Annotated in this window: 15 protein-coding genes and 1 pseudogene; 8 read left to right on the top strand and 8 right to left on the bottom strand. The window is 70.9% G+C overall.

Annotation, left to right across the window (positions count from 1 at the left end; genetic code table 11):
* The 3 genes from AC067M_RS42550 to AC067M_RS42560 form a co-directional block, all read right to left on the bottom strand.
* On the bottom strand, positions 1-1,047 hold the full coding sequence (locus AC067M_RS42550; RefSeq protein WP_478702361.1) for a LacI family DNA-binding transcriptional regulator: 1,047 nt from the start codon (positions 1,045-1,047) through the stop codon (positions 1-3).
* A 212-nt stretch (positions 1,048-1,259) separates the two neighbouring features.
* Positions 1,260-1,466, bottom strand: coding sequence for a DUF5999 family protein (locus AC067M_RS42555; protein ID WP_478702405.1), 207 nt, complete (start codon positions 1,464-1,466; stop codon positions 1,260-1,262).
* Positions 1,467-1,796: 330 nt separating this feature from the next.
* Complete coding sequence (locus AC067M_RS42560) at positions 1,797-2,384, bottom strand: hypothetical protein (protein ID WP_478702362.1); 588 nt, start codon at positions 2,382-2,384, stop codon at positions 1,797-1,799.
* A gap of 587 nt (positions 2,385-2,971) precedes the next feature.
* Between AC067M_RS42560 and AC067M_RS42565 the strand changes: the two genes are divergently transcribed.
* On the top strand, positions 2,972-4,489 hold the full coding sequence (locus tag AC067M_RS42565; RefSeq protein WP_478702363.1) for a glutamate-cysteine ligase family protein: 1,518 nt from the start codon (positions 2,972-2,974) through the stop codon (positions 4,487-4,489).
* Between the two features lie 236 nt (positions 4,490-4,725).
* Positions 4,726-5,526 carry a CPBP family intramembrane glutamic endopeptidase gene (locus tag AC067M_RS42570; protein ID WP_478702364.1) on the top strand — a complete coding sequence of 267 codons (801 nt, stop codon included), beginning with the start codon at positions 4,726-4,728 and terminating at the stop codon, positions 5,524-5,526.
* Positions 5,527-5,590: 64 nt separating this feature from the next.
* Here the strand turns inward: AC067M_RS42570 and AC067M_RS42575 are convergent, their stop codons facing one another.
* Positions 5,591-6,400: a PhzF family phenazine biosynthesis protein gene (locus AC067M_RS42575; protein ID WP_478702365.1), complete on the bottom strand. Its 810-nt coding sequence runs from the start codon at positions 6,398-6,400 to the stop codon at positions 5,591-5,593.
* Between the two features lie 219 nt (positions 6,401-6,619).
* On the opposite strand from AC067M_RS42575, the gene AC067M_RS42580 reads away from it, so the two are divergent.
* Together AC067M_RS42580 and AC067M_RS42585 are read left to right on the top strand one after the other, a co-directional pair.
* Positions 6,620-9,349: a helix-turn-helix transcriptional regulator gene (locus AC067M_RS42580; RefSeq protein WP_478702366.1), complete on the top strand. Its 2,730-nt coding sequence runs from the start codon at positions 6,620-6,622 to the stop codon at positions 9,347-9,349.
* Positions 9,350-9,703: 354 nt separating this feature from the next.
* Positions 9,704-9,901 (top strand): hypothetical protein, encoded by a 198-nt coding sequence (locus AC067M_RS42585; protein ID WP_478702367.1) that lies wholly within the window; start codon positions 9,704-9,706, stop codon positions 9,899-9,901.
* A gap of 48 nt (positions 9,902-9,949) precedes the next feature.
* Here AC067M_RS42585 and AC067M_RS42590 read toward each other — a convergent pair whose 3' ends face one another.
* A complete protein-coding gene (locus tag AC067M_RS42590; protein ID WP_478702368.1) occupies positions 9,950-10,531 on the bottom strand; it encodes a potassium channel family protein in 582 nt (193 codons plus the stop codon).
* A gap of 214 nt (positions 10,532-10,745) precedes the next feature.
* Between AC067M_RS42590 and AC067M_RS42595 the strand changes: the two genes are divergently transcribed.
* From AC067M_RS42595 to AC067M_RS42610, 4 genes are all read left to right on the top strand, one after another.
* The gene (locus AC067M_RS42595; RefSeq protein WP_478702369.1) at positions 10,746-12,101 is read left to right on the top strand and encodes a hypothetical protein; all 1,356 of its coding nucleotides are present in this window, start codon (positions 10,746-10,748) and stop codon (positions 12,099-12,101) included.
* Positions 12,102-12,199: 98 nt separating this feature from the next.
* The gene (locus tag AC067M_RS42600; RefSeq protein ID WP_478702370.1) at positions 12,200-12,613 is read left to right on the top strand and encodes an SHOCT domain-containing protein; all 414 of its coding nucleotides are present in this window, start codon (positions 12,200-12,202) and stop codon (positions 12,611-12,613) included.
* A gap of 14 nt (positions 12,614-12,627) precedes the next feature.
* Complete coding sequence (locus tag AC067M_RS42605) at positions 12,628-13,059, top strand: DUF7144 family membrane protein (protein ID WP_478702371.1); 432 nt, start codon at positions 12,628-12,630, stop codon at positions 13,057-13,059.
* A 2-nt stretch (positions 13,060-13,061) separates the two neighbouring features.
* Positions 13,062-13,895 carry a class II glutamine amidotransferase gene (locus AC067M_RS42610; RefSeq protein WP_478702372.1) on the top strand — a complete coding sequence of 278 codons (834 nt, stop codon included), beginning with the start codon at positions 13,062-13,064 and terminating at the stop codon, positions 13,893-13,895.
* A 43-nt stretch (positions 13,896-13,938) separates the two neighbouring features.
* Here the strand turns inward: AC067M_RS42610 and AC067M_RS42615 are convergent.
* The 3 genes and pseudogenes from AC067M_RS42615 to AC067M_RS42625 all read right to left on the bottom strand — a co-directional run.
* Positions 13,939-14,034, bottom strand: a pseudogene (locus AC067M_RS42615) (hypothetical protein); the annotation flags it as partial.
* 63 nt (positions 14,035-14,097) lie between these two features.
* Positions 14,098-14,322 carry a hypothetical protein gene (locus tag AC067M_RS42620; RefSeq protein WP_133931764.1) on the bottom strand — a complete coding sequence of 75 codons (225 nt, stop codon included), beginning with the start codon at positions 14,320-14,322 and terminating at the stop codon, positions 14,098-14,100.
* Between the two features lie 234 nt (positions 14,323-14,556).
* Positions 14,557-15,453, bottom strand: a complete 897-nt coding sequence (locus AC067M_RS42625; RefSeq protein ID WP_478702373.1) for an aminoglycoside phosphotransferase family protein — start codon at positions 15,451-15,453, stop codon at positions 14,557-14,559.
* Positions 15,454-15,528: the final 75 nt, after the last annotated feature.

Genomic DNA, 15,528 nt, shown 5'->3' on the forward strand with positions numbered 1-15,528 from the left:
TCAGTGGCGTGGTGCGGCAGTGCTGGAGCGGATCACCAGGTCCGTGCCCAACTCGACCCGGGGCGAGTCCGGTTGCTCGTCCCGGGCCAGCCGTAGCACCGTACGGACGGCGACCTTGCCCATGTCGGCGAGGGGCTGCCGGACGGTGGTCAGGGGCGGTGCCGACCAGCGGACCTCCGGAAGGTCGTCGAAGCCCACCACGCTCATGTCCTCGGGCACCCTGAGCCCCCGGCGGCGCAGCGCCTCGATCGCGCCGAGCGCCATCTGGTCGCTGGCCGCGAACACCGCCGTCGGCGGCTCGGGCAGGTCGAGGAGGGTGTTGCAGCCGGTGAAGCCGGACTCGGGGTGGAAGTCGCCGGGGACGACGAGCGATGCGTCGACGGGGATGCCGGCGGCCTCCAGGGCGGCGCGGTAGCCGTCGAAGCGGGCCCGTGAGCACAGCAGCCTGGGCGGTCCGGCGATCAGACCGATCCGGCGGTGGCCGAGCGACAGCAGATGCTCGGTGGCGGTCAGGCCCCCCGACCAGTTGGCGGCGCCGACGGTCGGGGCGTCCAGGTCGGGCGAGCCCGTGGGGTCGACGACCACCAGCGGCACGCCGAGGATGCGCAACTGCTCGTGCAGTACGGGGTCCAGGGCCGAGGTGACCAGGATGACGCCGTCGGAGGCGCGGGCCCGCAGGTTGCGCATCCACTCACGGGCGTCGCCGGAGCGCCCGTGGATCGCCGACACCACCGTGCCGACCCCGGCCGCGTGGGCGACCTCCTCGACCCCGCGGATGATCTCCACCGCCCAGGGGCTGTCGAGGTCGTTGAAAACCAGGTCGAGCAGGGCGGCGCGCGAGGGGGTGGCCTGGGGGCGCTTGCGGTAGCCGTGCCGGCGCAGCAGGTCCTCGACCCGGGCCCGGGTCTGCGGCGAGACGTCGGACCGTCCGTTGACCACCCGGGACACGGTGGGCACGGAAACCCCGGCCTGCCGGGCGATCTCCGTGATCGTGACCTTGCCCCGCCCTTCTGACGCCGCCTCGGCGTCGGCCTCACGCGCTGCCAATACCCCCACCTCCGTTGTTCCGGACGCCTTCTCGAAACTTCCAGGAGTCTTCCGGAAAACGGGTGGCCCTGGGAAGTCAATCGCGAGGGGCGAGTCGCGGAACTACGGTGCGTGACCGTCCGCGGACATGCGTCGGGGCCGGTTCGCAGCGCTGGTCTGCGGCCGGCCCCTCGTGTCTCCCGGGCGAGGTTCGGTGCCCCGCCTGGTGGTGCTCAGGCTGCCGTCATCACCTTTTCCGCACCCAGCGGGCGGTGCGGGGCGATGATCTGGCCGTCCGGCAGGAGCTCACCGGTGTCCTCGAACAGGAGAACGCCGTTGCACAGCAGGCTCCAGCCCTGCTCCGGGTGGTGCGCCACGAGACGGGCGGATTCCCGGTCGGCGGAGTCGGCTGAAGGACACGGTGGCTGGTGCTGGCACATGGGTGGGATCTTTCGCTCTGTCGTGGTCATGCCCGCCCCCCGTTGCGGTATGTGGTCGGAACCCAGTGTTGCCCCCTGGGCGTCGATCCGCAGGTATTTCGCAGCACGGCTTCTTCACAGGTTGATGACGCGTTGCTCACGTGGATGGTTCATCCCAACTGGGCGGTCACTTCGGATGGTTCGTGATGGCCGGATGGGGCTAGTCCGCTGGGGGAGGGAGCTTTTCGGGCTCGCCGGAGCGGTGAAACGCTCGTACGAGCGCCACGGTGTATGGACATGCGGACGCACACCGCCGCCTTGCGTTCAGGCGGCGGGGTGCGAAGGCGAGTGTCAGGCCGGCGAACCGAGGAGCGGGGTCGGCGGGGTCACCCGGTGGGTCAGTACCGGGAGCAGCTCGGCGACCCGGTGCGGTCGGTGGGCCGCGATGCCGGGCGGCGCCGGCGCCAGCGGGACCAGGAGGTCCGTGGCGGCCGGGTGGTGCTCGGCGGCGTCCGCGTCGCAGTCCCCGTGCAGCCAGAGCGTGAGCATGTACAGACTCGGCAGGGACAGCAGGCGCGGCTGGTACGGCTGTTGCAGCGACTCGGCCTGCTGCAGCGCGCGCTCGTGGGAGGCGACGTACGGGCCCTCGAAGAAGTGCGAGAAGGCCCAACCGTCGGGGGTCAGCATGGTCTCGGCCGCGGCCACCGCACGGTCGCCGCAGCGGATGAGGAACCGCCAGCCGGTCAGCCGGGTGGAGGAGACGCCCTCGGGGGTGATCCGGTCCAGTACGTGCACGGGCAGCGGGAGCTCGGGGGTTACGGGCCCCTGTGCGGTGCGCAGGGAGGGAGTTCGGGCCTCGAGGACCGCGGTCGGGGAACCGAGGGCGGTGAGGACGGAGCGGAGCGCGGGCGCGGGAGCCGGGGTGACATGCAGCGGCATGATGGGTCGCCTCTCATTCGACAGGCACAGTGGCGCGAGGGCGGGGCAAGGCGGGGGCGGACGGCACTGTCAGCTCTCGGGGGTCAGAGAGGCCGGGGCGGGGTCTGTGGACGAGAGGAACGAGAGGTACGGATGCGGCCTGCCGTACGTCGCCATGACGGCAGCTTCCATCGACCGGGCGCCAACCTTCTCTGCCTTGTTCGCGGAGTTTATATGAGACATGTTCGGGCTGTGTTTCATCTAGCCGTTTCCGAAGGGCTCCGCAAGAGTCCATTCAGTCGGCGATTCGAGAGAATCATCCCGATTCAGGGCCCGCCGCGCGGCGGTGACCTCGGGATATGCGCCCGCAGCGGTCGGCCAATTGGCGTCGGCGTTTTTCACAAGGCCCCGGGGGTACCCGGATCTGCACACTGCACCATGCCCGGTGAATGTGCCGCCGGTCACGTTCCACCAGAGTAGCGGGCGTCACGTCCGGCCGGGACGTTATCGATCGCTTCGGTTGGGCATAAGCCACCTGACCCGGGCCACCGGGGGCTACCACCGGCGGGCGGATCCATCGGCCTGCCCATCCGAGGAGGGACGCTTCGATGGGGGAGAAGGTCGTGGCAGGTGGGTTCGACCTGTCCGATCGCCAGCGCTACCGCGACAAGCTCCGGCGATGCCTGACGGGGCTGGAGCGACTCCTGGCGGAGGAGCGGTTCGACCGGCCGAAGAACCTCATGGGGCTCGAGATCGAATTGAATCTCGCCGGAGCCGACGGCATGCCCAGAATGCTGAATGCGCAAGTACTGGAACGCATCGCCAGTCGCGATTTCCAAACAGAACTCGCCATGTTCAACCTGGAAGTCAACATAGCTCCACACCGATTGGGTGGCAGGGTATTCGATCGGCTCGCCGAGGAACTCCGCACGTCACTGGCATATGCCGATCGGAAAGCGGGCGAGGTCGACGCCGGAATCGTGATGATCGGCATTCTGCCGACCCTCGACAGGGACGACCTGGTCTCCGCCAACCTCTCCGACGTCGACCGCTACGCGCTGCTCAACGAGCAGATCGTGGCGGCCCGCGGCGAGGACTTCCGCCTCGACATCGACGGCGTGGAGCGGCTGACCTGCACCGCCGGGTCCATCGCGCCGGAGGCCGCCTGCACCTCCGTGCAACTGCACCTCCAGGTCACCCCCGGCCGCTTCGCCGATGTGTGGAACGCCGCACAGGCCGTCGCCGCCGCTCAGGTCGCCGTGGGCGCCAACGCGCCCTTCCTGTTCGGCCACGAGCTGTGGCGTGAGTCCCGGCCGCCGCTGTTCCAGCAGTCCACCGACACCCGCCCGCCCGAACTCCAGGCGCAGGGCGTGCGGCCGCGCACCTGGTTCGGCGAGCGGTGGGTGTCCTCGGCGTACGAGCTCTTCGAGGAGAACCTGCGCTACTACCCGGCCCTGCTGCCGATCTGCGACGAGGAGGACCCGCTCGAGGTGCTGGACGCCGGCGGTGTGCCCAAGCTCGCCGAGCTCGTCCTGCACAACGGCACGGTGTACCGCTGGAACCGCCCGGTCTACGGCATCGCGGACGGTGTCCCGCACCTGCGCGTGGAGAACCGGGTGCTGCCCGCCGGGCCCACCGTCACCGACGTCATCGCCAACGCCGCGTTCTACTACGGCCTCGTCCGCGCCCTCGCCGAGGAGTCCCGGCCGGTGTGGACCCGGATGCCGTTCGAAACGGCCGCCGCGAACTTCGACGCGGCGTGCCGGTACGGCATCGACGCGCGGCTGGAGTGGCCGCGGCGCGGGCGGCTCGGGGGCACGGTGCAGGTCGACGCCGTGAGCCTGGTACGCGACGAGCTGTTGCCGCTCGCGGAGGCCGGCCTGGAGGCCTGGGGCGTCGAGGCCGTGGACCGGGACCTGTATCTCGGGGTCATTGAGGAGAGGTGCCGTCGGCGGTTCAACGGCGCGGAGTGGCAGGCCGCGACGTTCCACCGGGGGCTGGAGATGGGGCTGAGCCGGGAGGTGGCCCTGGCCGCCACGACTCGCCGATACCGCGAGCTGACGGAGACCGGGGAGCCGGTGCACACATGGCCGGTGGGGTTGCCGGAGCCGGTGCCTCTGGGCTGAGCGGCGTGTGAGACGGGGGCGAGGCCGGGGGGTGTCCGGCACTGCCGGGCTGCGCCGTTGCGGGGGATCGCCGCGGCGGCGGAGACACGTGCACGTGGGTGGCCGGGGCTGTGCGTGTGGGGTGGGAGGTGTGTGGAGGCCCGGCTGCCGGCCGCGTGCGTGGGGGTGCTGAGTCGCGGACCATACTGGTCGGGCATGCTGTGACGTCACGGTGTGGCGGGTGACTGGAGGCTGGAGTGCAGGCGGAGGCTGGTGCGGCGGACGAGTCATATCCGCAGGAGCGGCCCTCGCGGCGCGTGTTCCGTGACGAGACGCTGCTCGTGCTGGGCCTGTCGCTCGGCGCCAGCGGGGTGTCGGCGCTGATCAGCTTTGTCGGGTCGGTCACCAAACCGGGTGGCCTCAAGGATCAGGCGGCCACCCTCAACGCCTCTGCCGCGCCGGGCCGGCCCTGGCTCGACCTGGCCTGGCAGCTCTTCGGGATCGCCTCGGCGCTGGTGCCCGTGGCCCTCGTGGCCCACTTCCTCCTTCGCGAGGGGGCCGGCCTGCGCACCCTCGGCTTCGACCGCACCCGCCCCCGGTTCGACCTCGGCCGCGGTGCCGGGATCGCGGCCGTGATCGGCAGCACCGGGATCGCCTTCTACCTCGCCGCCCGCGGCCTCGGCTTCAACCTCACCGTGGTGCCGGAGGCCCTGCCCGACGTGTGGTGGAAGTACCCGGTGCTGATCCTCTCGGCGCTGCAGAACGCGATCGTCGAGGAAGTGATCGTCGTCGGCTATCTGCTCCGCAGGCTCGGCCAGTTGGGCTGGACGCCCGGCGCCGCACTGGTGGCCAGCTCCGTACTGCGTGGTTCGTACCACCTCTACCAGGGCATCGGCGGCTTCATCGGCAACATGGTGATGGGCGTCGTCTTCGTCTATCTGTACCGGCGCTGGGGACGCGTCGGCCCCCTCGTCGTGGCGCACTCGCTGCTCGACATCGGGGCGTTCGTGGGGTACGCCCTGCTCGCGGGCAAAGTGGGCTGGCTGCCGACGGCGTGAGCTGCTGACAGAGGGGCGTACGGGCCTGTCGTACGCCCCTCCGCACGCACACGCCTTCCCGCGGTTACGCCAGCAGCTCGCCCTCGATGACCGTGACCGCGCGTCCGCTCAGCAGGGTGCGGTCGCCGCGCAGTTCCGTGCGGACGCGGCCGGAGCGGGGCGAGGCCTGGAGTCCGGTGAGGACGGGGCGGCCGAGGCGCTCGGACCAGTGCGGGGCTAGGGCGGTGTGGGCGCTGCCGGTGACCGGGTCCTCGTCGATCCCCACGTTCGGGAAGAAGCACCGGGAGACGTAGTCGTAGCCCCGGGCGGGGTCCTCGGCGCGGGCGGTGGCGATGATGCCGCGCGAGGAGTAGGCGGCGAGCGCCTTGTGGTCGGGGCTCAGGCCGTGGACCGTCTTCTCGTCGGCGAGTTCCAGGAGCAGGTCACCGACGTTCGGGCCGGTGTCGAAGGCCGCGCGCGGTTCGGCGCCCAGGGCTTCGGCCACCCCGTCCGGAACGTCGACGGGGGTGAGCGGGGCCGTCGGGAAGTCCAGGGTGATCGAGCCGTCCTGCGCGGGCGTGGCGATGAGGACGCCGCTGCGGGTGGCGAACCGCACCGGGCCCTCGTGGGCGCCCGTGCTGTGCAGGACGTGGGCCGTGGCGAGCGTGGCGTGGCCGCACAGCGCGACCTCCGTGGCGGGCGTGAACCAGCGCAGCGCCCAGTCGGCCTCGCCGCCCTCCGGGAGCCGGTGGGCGAAGGCGGTCTCCGCGTGATTGACCTCCAGGGCCACCTTCTGCAGCCAGTCGTCGTCGGGGAAGGAGTCGAGAAGCAGGACCCCGGCCGGATTTCCGGCGAAGGGGCGGTCGGTGAAGGCGTCGACGATTCGAATCCGCATGGCGCTGACGCTAGGGGCTGCGGGAAGCCGCAGGCCAAGGCCAATTCATGAGTCCTGGACCGCTTTTTCTCCGGGTCGGGCGGCGGGCCGGGTTCACCCCCGGCGGGTGGTGCGCCCGTGTCGGCACGACGCCCGGCACGGCGCGCGGCTCCGGCCGAACACTGGGATGCTGAGCTGAGAGCGCTGCCCATGACCTGATGAGCGGTGGTGGTGAGCTCGATGGCCGTGTCCGAGGTGAACGATGCGGGGGTGCGGAGCGGCCCGCGCGCTGATCCCCTGGGCGATCCGTTCCTGACCACGCGGTTCGCCGTACCGGCCCGGCCCACCACGTTCCTGCGGCGCGAGCGGCTGGTCGAGCACCTCGACCAGGCTCTCCTGACGCCGCTGACCATGGTCAACGGAGCTGCGGGCGCCGGCAAGACGCTGCTGGTCGCCGACTGGGCGGCCGGCCGGGACCGGCCCGTCACGTGGCTCACCGTCGAGACGACCGACCAGGCGCCCGGCGTGTTCTGGGCGTATCTCCTCCAGGCCCTGCGCGCATCCGGCGTACCGCTGCCCGGCGAGGTCGGCTGTCCCGCGGACGCGGGCCGCGTGGACCGCGCGCTGCTGACGCGGCTCGCCGCCGCGCTGAGGGACCGGGACCAGCCCGTGCTCGTGGTGCTCGACGAGTACGACCGGGTGAGTGCCCCGGAGATCGCGGAACAACTGGAGTTCGTCCTGCACCACGCGGGACCCGGCATGCGCCTGGTTCTCGTCACCCGCACCGAACCGCTGCTGCCGCTGCACCGGTACCGGGCGGCCGGCGACATGACGGAGGTCAGGGACGCGGAGCTGGCCTTCACCCCCGACGAGGCCGTCACTCTGCTGGGGCTGCACGGGCTGCGCCTCACGGTGCCCGCCGCGCGGGCGCTCGTGGAACGCACCCGGGGATGGGCCGCGGGCCTCAGGCTGTGCGCCCTGGCCGCGCAGGAGAGCCCGGACCCGGAGACGTACCTGAAGGAGTTCGAGGCCGACCGCACCGCGGTGGCCGACTTCCTGCTCGCCGAGGTGCTCAAGCGCCAGACCCCCGAGACGCAGGACCTGCTGCTCCGGGTCAGCGTCCTCGAGCGCTTCTGCCCCGAACTGGCCAACGCCCTGACCGAGCGCACCGACGCCGAGCCCATTCTGGCCGGTCTGCACCGCGAGAACGCGTTCGTCGAGCACCTCGGGCACACCTGGTACCGCCTCCACCCACTGTTCGGGGAGATCCTCCGCGCCCACCTGCGAGTACGTCATCCTGGCCTGGAGCCCTTACTGCACCGCACGTCCGCGGAGTGGCTGCGGCGCTCCGGATCCCTCGCGGAGGCCCTCGGGCACGGTGCCGCCGCGGGCGACTGGGACTTCACCGCCGGGGTCCTCGTCGACGACCTCGCCATCGGCCAGCTCTTCACCGGCCTGCGTTCCGACGACCTGGCGGAGTTGTTCTCGCACATGGCGCCCGAGGCGACGAGCCCCGCCACGGACCTCGTCCGCGCGGCCCGCGAACTGGCCCGGTGCGACCTCGACCGCGGCCTGACCCACCTGCGCCACGCGGAGCAGAGCCTGGGCGGGAAGCGCGGCCCGGCGGGGGACGCGCCCGGCCTCGCGGCGGCCCGGCTGAGCTGCGCCCTGCTGCAAGCCCTGGCGGCCCGGCTGGCCGGTGCGCCGGGACGGGCGGAGCGGGCTGCCGAGGCGGCCGAGGAACTCCAGGGTGCGGTCCCCGCCCACCTGCTGGACAAGCATCCCGAACTCACGGCCCTGCTGTTGACGCATCTGGGGTCGGCGAGACTGTGGGCCGGACACTTCCGGGAGGCCCGGGCCGCGTTGTCCGCGGTGGCCGAGGGGGCAGGCGGAGCGTCGACGGCGCTCCCGCGCGAGGACTCCCTGGGCTGCCTGGCCCTGATCGACTACCTGAACGGCTGGCTCGGCAGGGCGGAGCGCAAGGCACGGGCGGCGATGACCGAGACGGGACGGTTCAGCCTGCCGCAGTCGTCCGGCTCCGGCATCGGGCGACTGGTCCTGGCCGCGGTGGCCGTCGACCGCGACGAACTGGCCCGGGCGCAGGCCCTCCTCGACACGGTCGCGAAATCGGACCCCGTGACGCGGGACCCGGTTCTGGCGGCGGGCCGGGCCATCGCCACCGCACGCCTGCTGCTGGCCCGCGGCAACACGCGCGCCGCGCTCGACGCGGCGGAGCCGACCCTCACCGCCGACGTGGTCTCACCCTGGGCCCGGGGCCACACGGCGCTGGTCGCCTCCGCCGCCCACCTCGCCGCGGGCCGGCCGGAGACGGCCGCCCGGCTGTTGCGGGCGCTCCCCGACGACCAGCCGGCCTGCGTGGTGGGCGCCGCACGGGCGCAGCTCGCCGCGGGCCGGCCCAGCGCGGCGATCGACCTGCTCGACCGAGCGCACCCGGAGGGCCGCACCGGCCCCGCGGTGACTGTACGGGCCCTGCTGGTGCGGGCGCAGGCCGCGGACGCGGGCGGGGACCAGGCCACCTCGCGCAGGCTCGTCGCCCGGGCTCTCCACGAGGCACGGCGCGAACAGCTGCGCCGCCCCTTCATCGAGGCCGGACCTTGGATCCGACCCCTGCTGGGCACCGCGCCCCTGCGAGGGCTGGCAGCGGGCTGGCTCACCCCCGCGCCGCTGCCGCCCGCGTCGCTGACCCCGGCTCCGCTCACCCCCGCCTCGCCCGCTCGTGATCCGCGGCCGCCCGACGGCCAGCCGCCGCCGGTCGTGGAGGCGCTCAGCGGACGCGAGCGCGATGTGCTGGTCCGGCTGTCCCGGATGATGTCGACGGAGGAGATCGCCGCCGACCTGTACGTGTCGGTGAACACGGTCAAGACCCACCTCAAAAGCGTCTACCGGAAGCTCGCGGTGAACCGGCGCAACGACGCCGTGCGTCGCGCGCGCGAGTTGCGATTGCTCTGACGAGAGATTGGCGGCCTCTGATCGTCCTGGGCACGGCCCCGTTCCCGATGGTCCTGGACACGTCCGTCATGAACGTCTCCATCAGCCGACTCGTCGAGGACTTCGACACCGAGGTCACCGCCATTCAGGCCGTCATCACGCTGGCTGGGAGCGACGCCGGGACGCCCGGGGCGCCGACCCCCTGATGGATCTGACCCTGCACTGCCCCCAGCCTGTCCCCATGCGCTGACGCAGGTGGTCCGCCGGACGGCCGTATCACCTCCACAGGGTGAGGCCGGGCGGTGTACCGGAGCGGAGGATCGCAGGGAAAGGCCGCGACCCACCCCTCCCAGGACACCCGGCGGAGAGCACTCCATGCGCTATGAGATCCGCGTCGACGGACACCTGTCGGAGACGCTGACCAGAGCCTTCCCGGAGCTGGACCACGTGGTGATGTCCGGTCAGACGGTCCTGTACGGCTCCATCATCGACGAGGCGCACCTGTACGGGCTGCTGGCCCGCTGCCAGTCACTGGGATTGCGGGTGCTGGAGATGCGTCAGCTGCCGGAGTGACTGGGCCGGAGTGACTGGGGCGACTGGAGTGACCTGACTGAGGGGGCCTCAGTCCGGCGGCGTGTCCCGGCCCTGCCTCCGCAGGCCCGCTCGGACCGCGCCGGCGAGTACGCGTGCGGCGACCCCCACGATCAGCAACCCCCCGGTCATCTGGAGCATCGTCAGCACCCGCCCCGTCTGGGACCGCGCGGTGATGTCGCCGTAGCCGACGGTACTGAACGTGGTGAGCGTGAAGTACAGGGCGTCCGTCCTGGTCAGCGGCTCACTGAAGGAGCCGGGGGAGGAGCGCTCCACGAGGTAGTACGTGCCGGCGAAGAGCACGAGGTACAGCGCCAGCGTGGCGGTCAGGGCCTCGACGGCCCGCAGGCGGGGATGGGCCGAGCGCACGGTGGCCCGCAGTTCCCACAGGAAGACCAGGACGACCGCCAGCAGGCCGCACGAGAGCAGCGCCGTGTCACCGCCGCTGTCGGCTCTGTCCATGGGGAGCAGGTAGTACGCGGTGAGGACAAGAGCCGCGACGCCCACGGCCCTTGCGATCGACACGGCCGACGCCCGCGCCCCCACCCGCTCCGGAGGCGTCGTCCGCTCCGGTCGGTCGGGCTCGTTCCGGGAAGCCGCTGGATCGTTCATCTCGTGTCTCTACGTCCGTTCCGCCACGCGTCTGCGCGCGGCTCCGGGCACCAGTTCACCGCCCGCCGCGGCGCACGGGGATCACCCCCCTCGGGTGACCCGGTGGCCGACGGCCCGCGGGACGCTGGCGTCGGCGAGCCGCACCGGACGGAACACCCACCGCCGGCGACGCGCCACGCCGAGACCGGACGGCACGCACGAGCAAGGAGAGGCCATGGTCCCGGGCAAAACCCCAGGCTCGCCCCACCCCGGCGGGACCCCGGAGAGCGGTCATGAGCTGACCCCGGCGGAACGCGCCGAGTACGAGCGGTTGCGCCGCGCCGCCGGAGTACGCCACCGGCGACTGCGCAAGGTGGGCGCCGCGCTTCTGCTGGTGGTGACCCTCCTGCTCGCGCCGCTGGCCGTCGTCGCGGCCTGGGTCGACGACGAGGTCGCCGACACCGACCGGTACGTACAGACGGTCGAGCCGCTGGCCTCCGACCCCGACGTGCAGAAGGTCGTGATCGACAAGCTCACCGCCCGCGTGGTGGCGAACGTGGACGTCAACGCGGTGACGGACTCGCTCAAGAAGGTGCTCCAGGACGCCGGGGCGCCGCCACGCGTGGTGGACGGCGCCGACGCCCTCGCCGCTCCGCTGCGCTCCGCGGTCCAGACCGTCGTACAGCGCAACATCACCCGTGTGATCACCAGTGACTTCTTCCAGCAGGCCTGGGTGACCGCCAACCGGCAGGCCCACGCGGCCGTGGTGAGCATGCTGACCGGATCGCAGGAGGGCGCCGTCCGCGCCACGGGCGACACCATCCAGCTCGACCTCGGCACCGTGGTCGACGAGGTGAAACAGCGCCTCGTCGACGCGGGCTTCGACAAGGCCTCGGCCATCCCCGACCCCGACAAGAAGGTCACGCTGTTCGAGACGGACAAGCTGAGCGAGGCACAGGACGCGCTGCGGCTGCTGGACATCATGGGCACCTGGCTTCCCGTGCTGACCGTCGCCCTCGCCGCCCTCGCCGTATGGACCGCTCCGGGGCATCGAGTGATGCTGTTGATCACGGCGGTGGGCCTCGGCGTGATGATGGTGGTGCTGCTGGTCGGGCTGGCCGTCGTACGACGGGTCTACCTGGACGCGGTGCCCCCCTCGACGCTGCCCGGGGACGCGGCCGCGTCGATCTACGACACCTTCGTCCGCTTCCTGCGTGACAGTACGCGCACGCTGCTCGTCGTCTCCGTGATCACGGCCCTGGCCGCCTACCTGTACGGCCCGGGGCGGGTCGCTCGCGGTGTGCGGGGGCTGTCCCAGCGGGGGGCCACGGCGGCCGGGGAGGCACTGAGCGGCGCCGGCCTGCGCACCGGGTCGACAGGACGCTGGCTGGCCACCCACCGCTCCTGGACCACCGGCGTCGCCATCGGGGCCGGCGCCCTGGCGCTCGTGATCTGGAACCGTCCCACGGTCGGTGCGGTGGTGCTCGTCGTGGGCCTGGTCCTGATCGCCCTGGCCGTCATGGCGGTGCTCGCCGCCGCGAACCCCACCCAGGGCGACGGCGCCCATGAACCGGGACGAGCGGTGCCCTGACTCACCCGCCCCGGGTGAGGACGGCCCCTGCTTGCCGTGCGCACGCTGAGAGTGGCACGGAACGGCTGCCGGGCCACGGCCCGCGACGGAGGAGAGAGATGAGTGGGATGTACCTTGCCTATGACTTTCCGCTGCTGAGCGTCTTCTGGTCCATGCTGTGGTTCTTCCTGTGGATCATGTGGTTCATCCTCCTCTTCCGGGTCGTCGTCGACATCATCCGTGACGACGACCTGAGCGGCTGGGCCAAGACCGGATGGCTGGTGTTTGCCATCGTCCTGCCCTTCCTGGGTGTCTTCGTCTACGTGGTCGCCCGGGGCAAGAACATGGGACGTCGCGAGAGGGCGCAGGCCCGGGCACAGCAGGAGGCCTTCGACTCCTACGTCCGTGAGGTGGCCAAGGGCGGCGGGTCCAGTGTCGACGAGCTCGCGAGGCTCTCCGAGATCCGCGCTCGCGGCGACATCTCGGACGAGGAGTTCCAGCGGGCCAAGGAACTGGTCCTCACCCGTCACTGAATCGAGGCAGCAGGATGACCACGACACACACCGCGCCCCCGCACACCGCCAGACAGGACTGGGCGCAGGGGATGACCGTTTTCGCAGCAGTCATGCTCATGATCGTCGGCCTGCTCGACGTCTGCCGGGGCATCATGGCCATCGCCGAGGACGACGTCTTCGTCACGACACGTCAGTACGTCTTCGAGTTCGACCTCACCGGCTGGGGCTGGGTCCACCTGATCCTGGGCGCGCTCGCCGTGGTCGTCAGTTTCGGGCTCTTCCAGGCGTCGATGTGGGCGCGCGTGGCCGGAGTGGCCATCGCCGGGTTCGTCATCATCGCCAACTTCCTGTCCCTGCCGTACTACCCGGTCTGGTCGATCGTGATGATCGCGTTCTCGGGGTTCATCATCTGGGCGCTGTGCGTGGTGCGGCAGGACGAGGCCTCCGACCCGGAAAGGCGGTAGCCATGTGCCGGTGGCTGGCGTACTCGGGAACCCCTGTCCTGCTCGACACCATCCTGTACAAGCCGCAGCACTCGCTGATCGACCAGAGTCTGCACTCCCGTTTGGGCGTGGAGACGACCAACGGTGACGGGTTCGGCGTCGGCTGGTACGCGCCCGATGTCGACACCCCCGCGGTCTACCGGGACATCGGGCCGGCGTGGAACAACCGCAACCTGCGGGAGCTCGCCGACCATGTCCGCTCCCCGCACTTCTTCGCGCACATCAGGGCCTCCACCGGTACCGCCGTGCAGCAGACCAACTGCCATCCGTTCCGCCACGGCCGCTGGATGTGGATGCACAACGGGTCGATCGCCGAGTTCCACCGGATCCGGCGCGACCTCGCCCTGGCCGTCGACCCGGAACTCTTTCCCGGCATCGAGGGCTCGACGGACTCCGAGACGATGTTCTATCTGGCGCTCACCTTCGGTCTGGAGCAGGATCCGCCGGGCGCCGTCGCGCGGATGGCCGGCTTCGTTGAGGCGACCGGCCGCCGGCACGGTGTGGAGTTCCCGCTCCAGATGACGATCGCCGTGACCGACGGGGAAAGCATGTGGGCCTTCCGCTACTCCACCCAGGGCGCCTCGCGCTCCCTCTACTACAGCACCGAGGTGGAGTCCCTGCGCGCCCTCCACCCCGAACTGGCCTACCTGCGCGAGGTGTCCGACGAGACCCGCCTCATCGTCTCCGAACCCCTCGGCGACCTCCCCGGAGTCTGGAACGAGGTGCCCGAGAGCAGCTACGGGGTCGTCCAGAGCGGTGCGGACGAGCTGCTGCCCTTCGCTCCGCAGCCGGTGTAGTGCGGCCCACCCCGCAAGGTCGTCCGGCCCGCCAGGTTCCGGTGGGCCGGACGACCTGCCTGTCCGTCGCTCCTCTGCGCCGGACCGGAGCGACGATCAGGTCGGCACCGAGGAAGAACTGGTCGGTGACGTCCTCCATCGACGAGGTCGAGGATGAGCGGCAGCAACTCCTGACGGATGGCCAGGGCGTCGGCGACGGCCCCTACACCTCACCGGTGGCGAACAGCTCGAGGTGTCCGCACTTGGGGCAGCGGAACGCCTCTATTTGCCGCCGGGGCCGGCCCATCCGCTTGGCACCCCCGAGAATCCCCCGCTCCAACGCGCCCTCGATCCAGCGCGCGTACCCGCGCGAGTGCTCGCCGGCGTCTTCGATGAAACCCTCCATCAGACCGACGGTGCCGCAATGGGTGCACGTGTAGTTGTTCATCCGGTCAGTGTAGGAAACGGCATGGTCAGGACAGATCCGAAGCCTCGACTCCTGCCCCGCTGGGACGACGGAGCAGAGTGTCCCTGACGATTGCCATGCCGTCAGGAACGGGACGGGTGGTACGCGGATCTGCCTCCACCAGCGTCTCGACGAGCCATACGGCAGCCGTAGCAGAGCCCACGCGCTGTGCCGCAGGAACTTCCCGCCCGCCAGGTGCGTACGATCGGGGCGACATCACTCCATCGACTCCAGCATGCGGTCGAGTGTCCGACGCCCCATGCTGCTCATCGTCGGATTGCTCTCGGCGTAGTACCAGACAACACCCATCGACTGTTCGAACGCCCATGCCTTGCCGCGCTCCCACTCCAGATCGTCACAGGCCAGTGTCCGTCGGAGCACTTCCCGCGGGCCTGGCTGCAACAGGTGCCAGGCACTGACCAGATCCAGCGCGGGGTCGGCCGGGCCGAAGCCGCCGGTGTCGAGTACGCCGCTGAGCCGGTCTCCCGCGACCAGTACATTGCCGGGAATCAAGTCACCATGGCTCATCACGTCGGCACCCGTGCGTGGCAACTCCCGAAAGTGGCTCCACATCTGGCGCAGCCGGGGCACGTCGAGCAGCCCCTCACTCTCCGCGAAGCACTTCGTCATCCAATCGTCGTGGTCGGTGAGAACGCCGCCCCGATTATCGCCGCTGAAAAGCCGCCCCCGCGTCTCGGCGTCCCGCAGGCCTGCGATGAAGGCCGCAAGGTCCTCGGCAAAAGCGTCCGACCCACTCGGGTCGGCATCAAAGGCGACCGTTCCCGGCAGCCATGTCTGCACCGACCACGGCATGGGGTAACCCGCTCCGGGCTTTCCCAAGGCGACGGGTTCCGGGGCGGGGAACCGGGACACCTGTGCCAGCTCCGCGCTCGCCTGGGCTTCCTGCTCCAGAACAGCCAGCGCCTCGGCGGCATCGACCAGACGCAGTGGGAAACGCGCGGAGAGGTCGTTCCCGATGCGGAAGATGGCGTGGACCGTCCCGGTCGACGACAGGGGTCGGATCGGCTTGCCGCTCCACTGAGGGAACTGTTCTTGGATCAAGGTCGCAACGATGTCGGTGGTCAGCTCCACCTGGTCATCGTGCATAGTCATTCTCGCAGGCCCTCCCACTAGTCCAATTCGAAACGCCGGAAGCCGACCAGATCAACCGAGACGACAGCCAGTATT

It is taken from the genome of Streptomyces sp. NPDC043427, assembly GCF_056436655.1.

Coding starts and splice junctions, on each gene's coding strand:
- AC067M_RS42555 (WP_478702405.1), bottom strand. CDS start 1,466: ATGTGCCAGCACCAGCCACCGTGTCCTTCAGCCGACTCCGCCGACCGG.
- AC067M_RS42560 (WP_478702362.1), bottom strand. CDS start 2,384: ATGCCGCTGCATGTCACCCCGGCTCCCGCGCCCGCGCTCCGCTCCGTC.
- AC067M_RS42565 (WP_478702363.1), top strand. CDS start 2,972: ATGGGGGAGAAGGTCGTGGCAGGTGGGTTCGACCTGTCCGATCGCCAG.
- AC067M_RS42575 (WP_478702365.1), bottom strand. CDS start 6,400: ATGCGGATTCGAATCGTCGACGCCTTCACCGACCGCCCCTTCGCCGGA.
- AC067M_RS42580 (WP_478702366.1), top strand. CDS start 6,620: ATGGCCGTGTCCGAGGTGAACGATGCGGGGGTGCGGAGCGGCCCGCGC.
- AC067M_RS42585 (WP_478702367.1), top strand. CDS start 9,704: ATGCGCTATGAGATCCGCGTCGACGGACACCTGTCGGAGACGCTGACC.
- AC067M_RS42590 (WP_478702368.1), bottom strand. CDS start 10,531: ATGAACGATCCAGCGGCTTCCCGGAACGAGCCCGACCGACCGGAGCGG.
- AC067M_RS42595 (WP_478702369.1), top strand. CDS start 10,746: ATGGTCCCGGGCAAAACCCCAGGCTCGCCCCACCCCGGCGGGACCCCG.
- AC067M_RS42600 (WP_478702370.1), top strand. CDS start 12,200: ATGAGTGGGATGTACCTTGCCTATGACTTTCCGCTGCTGAGCGTCTTC.
- AC067M_RS42605 (WP_478702371.1), top strand. CDS start 12,628: ATGACCACGACACACACCGCGCCCCCGCACACCGCCAGACAGGACTGG.
- AC067M_RS42610 (WP_478702372.1), top strand. CDS start 13,062: ATGTGCCGGTGGCTGGCGTACTCGGGAACCCCTGTCCTGCTCGACACC.
- AC067M_RS42620 (WP_133931764.1), bottom strand. CDS start 14,322: ATGAACAACTACACGTGCACCCATTGCGGCACCGTCGGTCTGATGGAG.
- AC067M_RS42625 (WP_478702373.1), bottom strand. CDS start 15,453: ATGACTATGCACGATGACCAGGTGGAGCTGACCACCGACATCGTTGCG.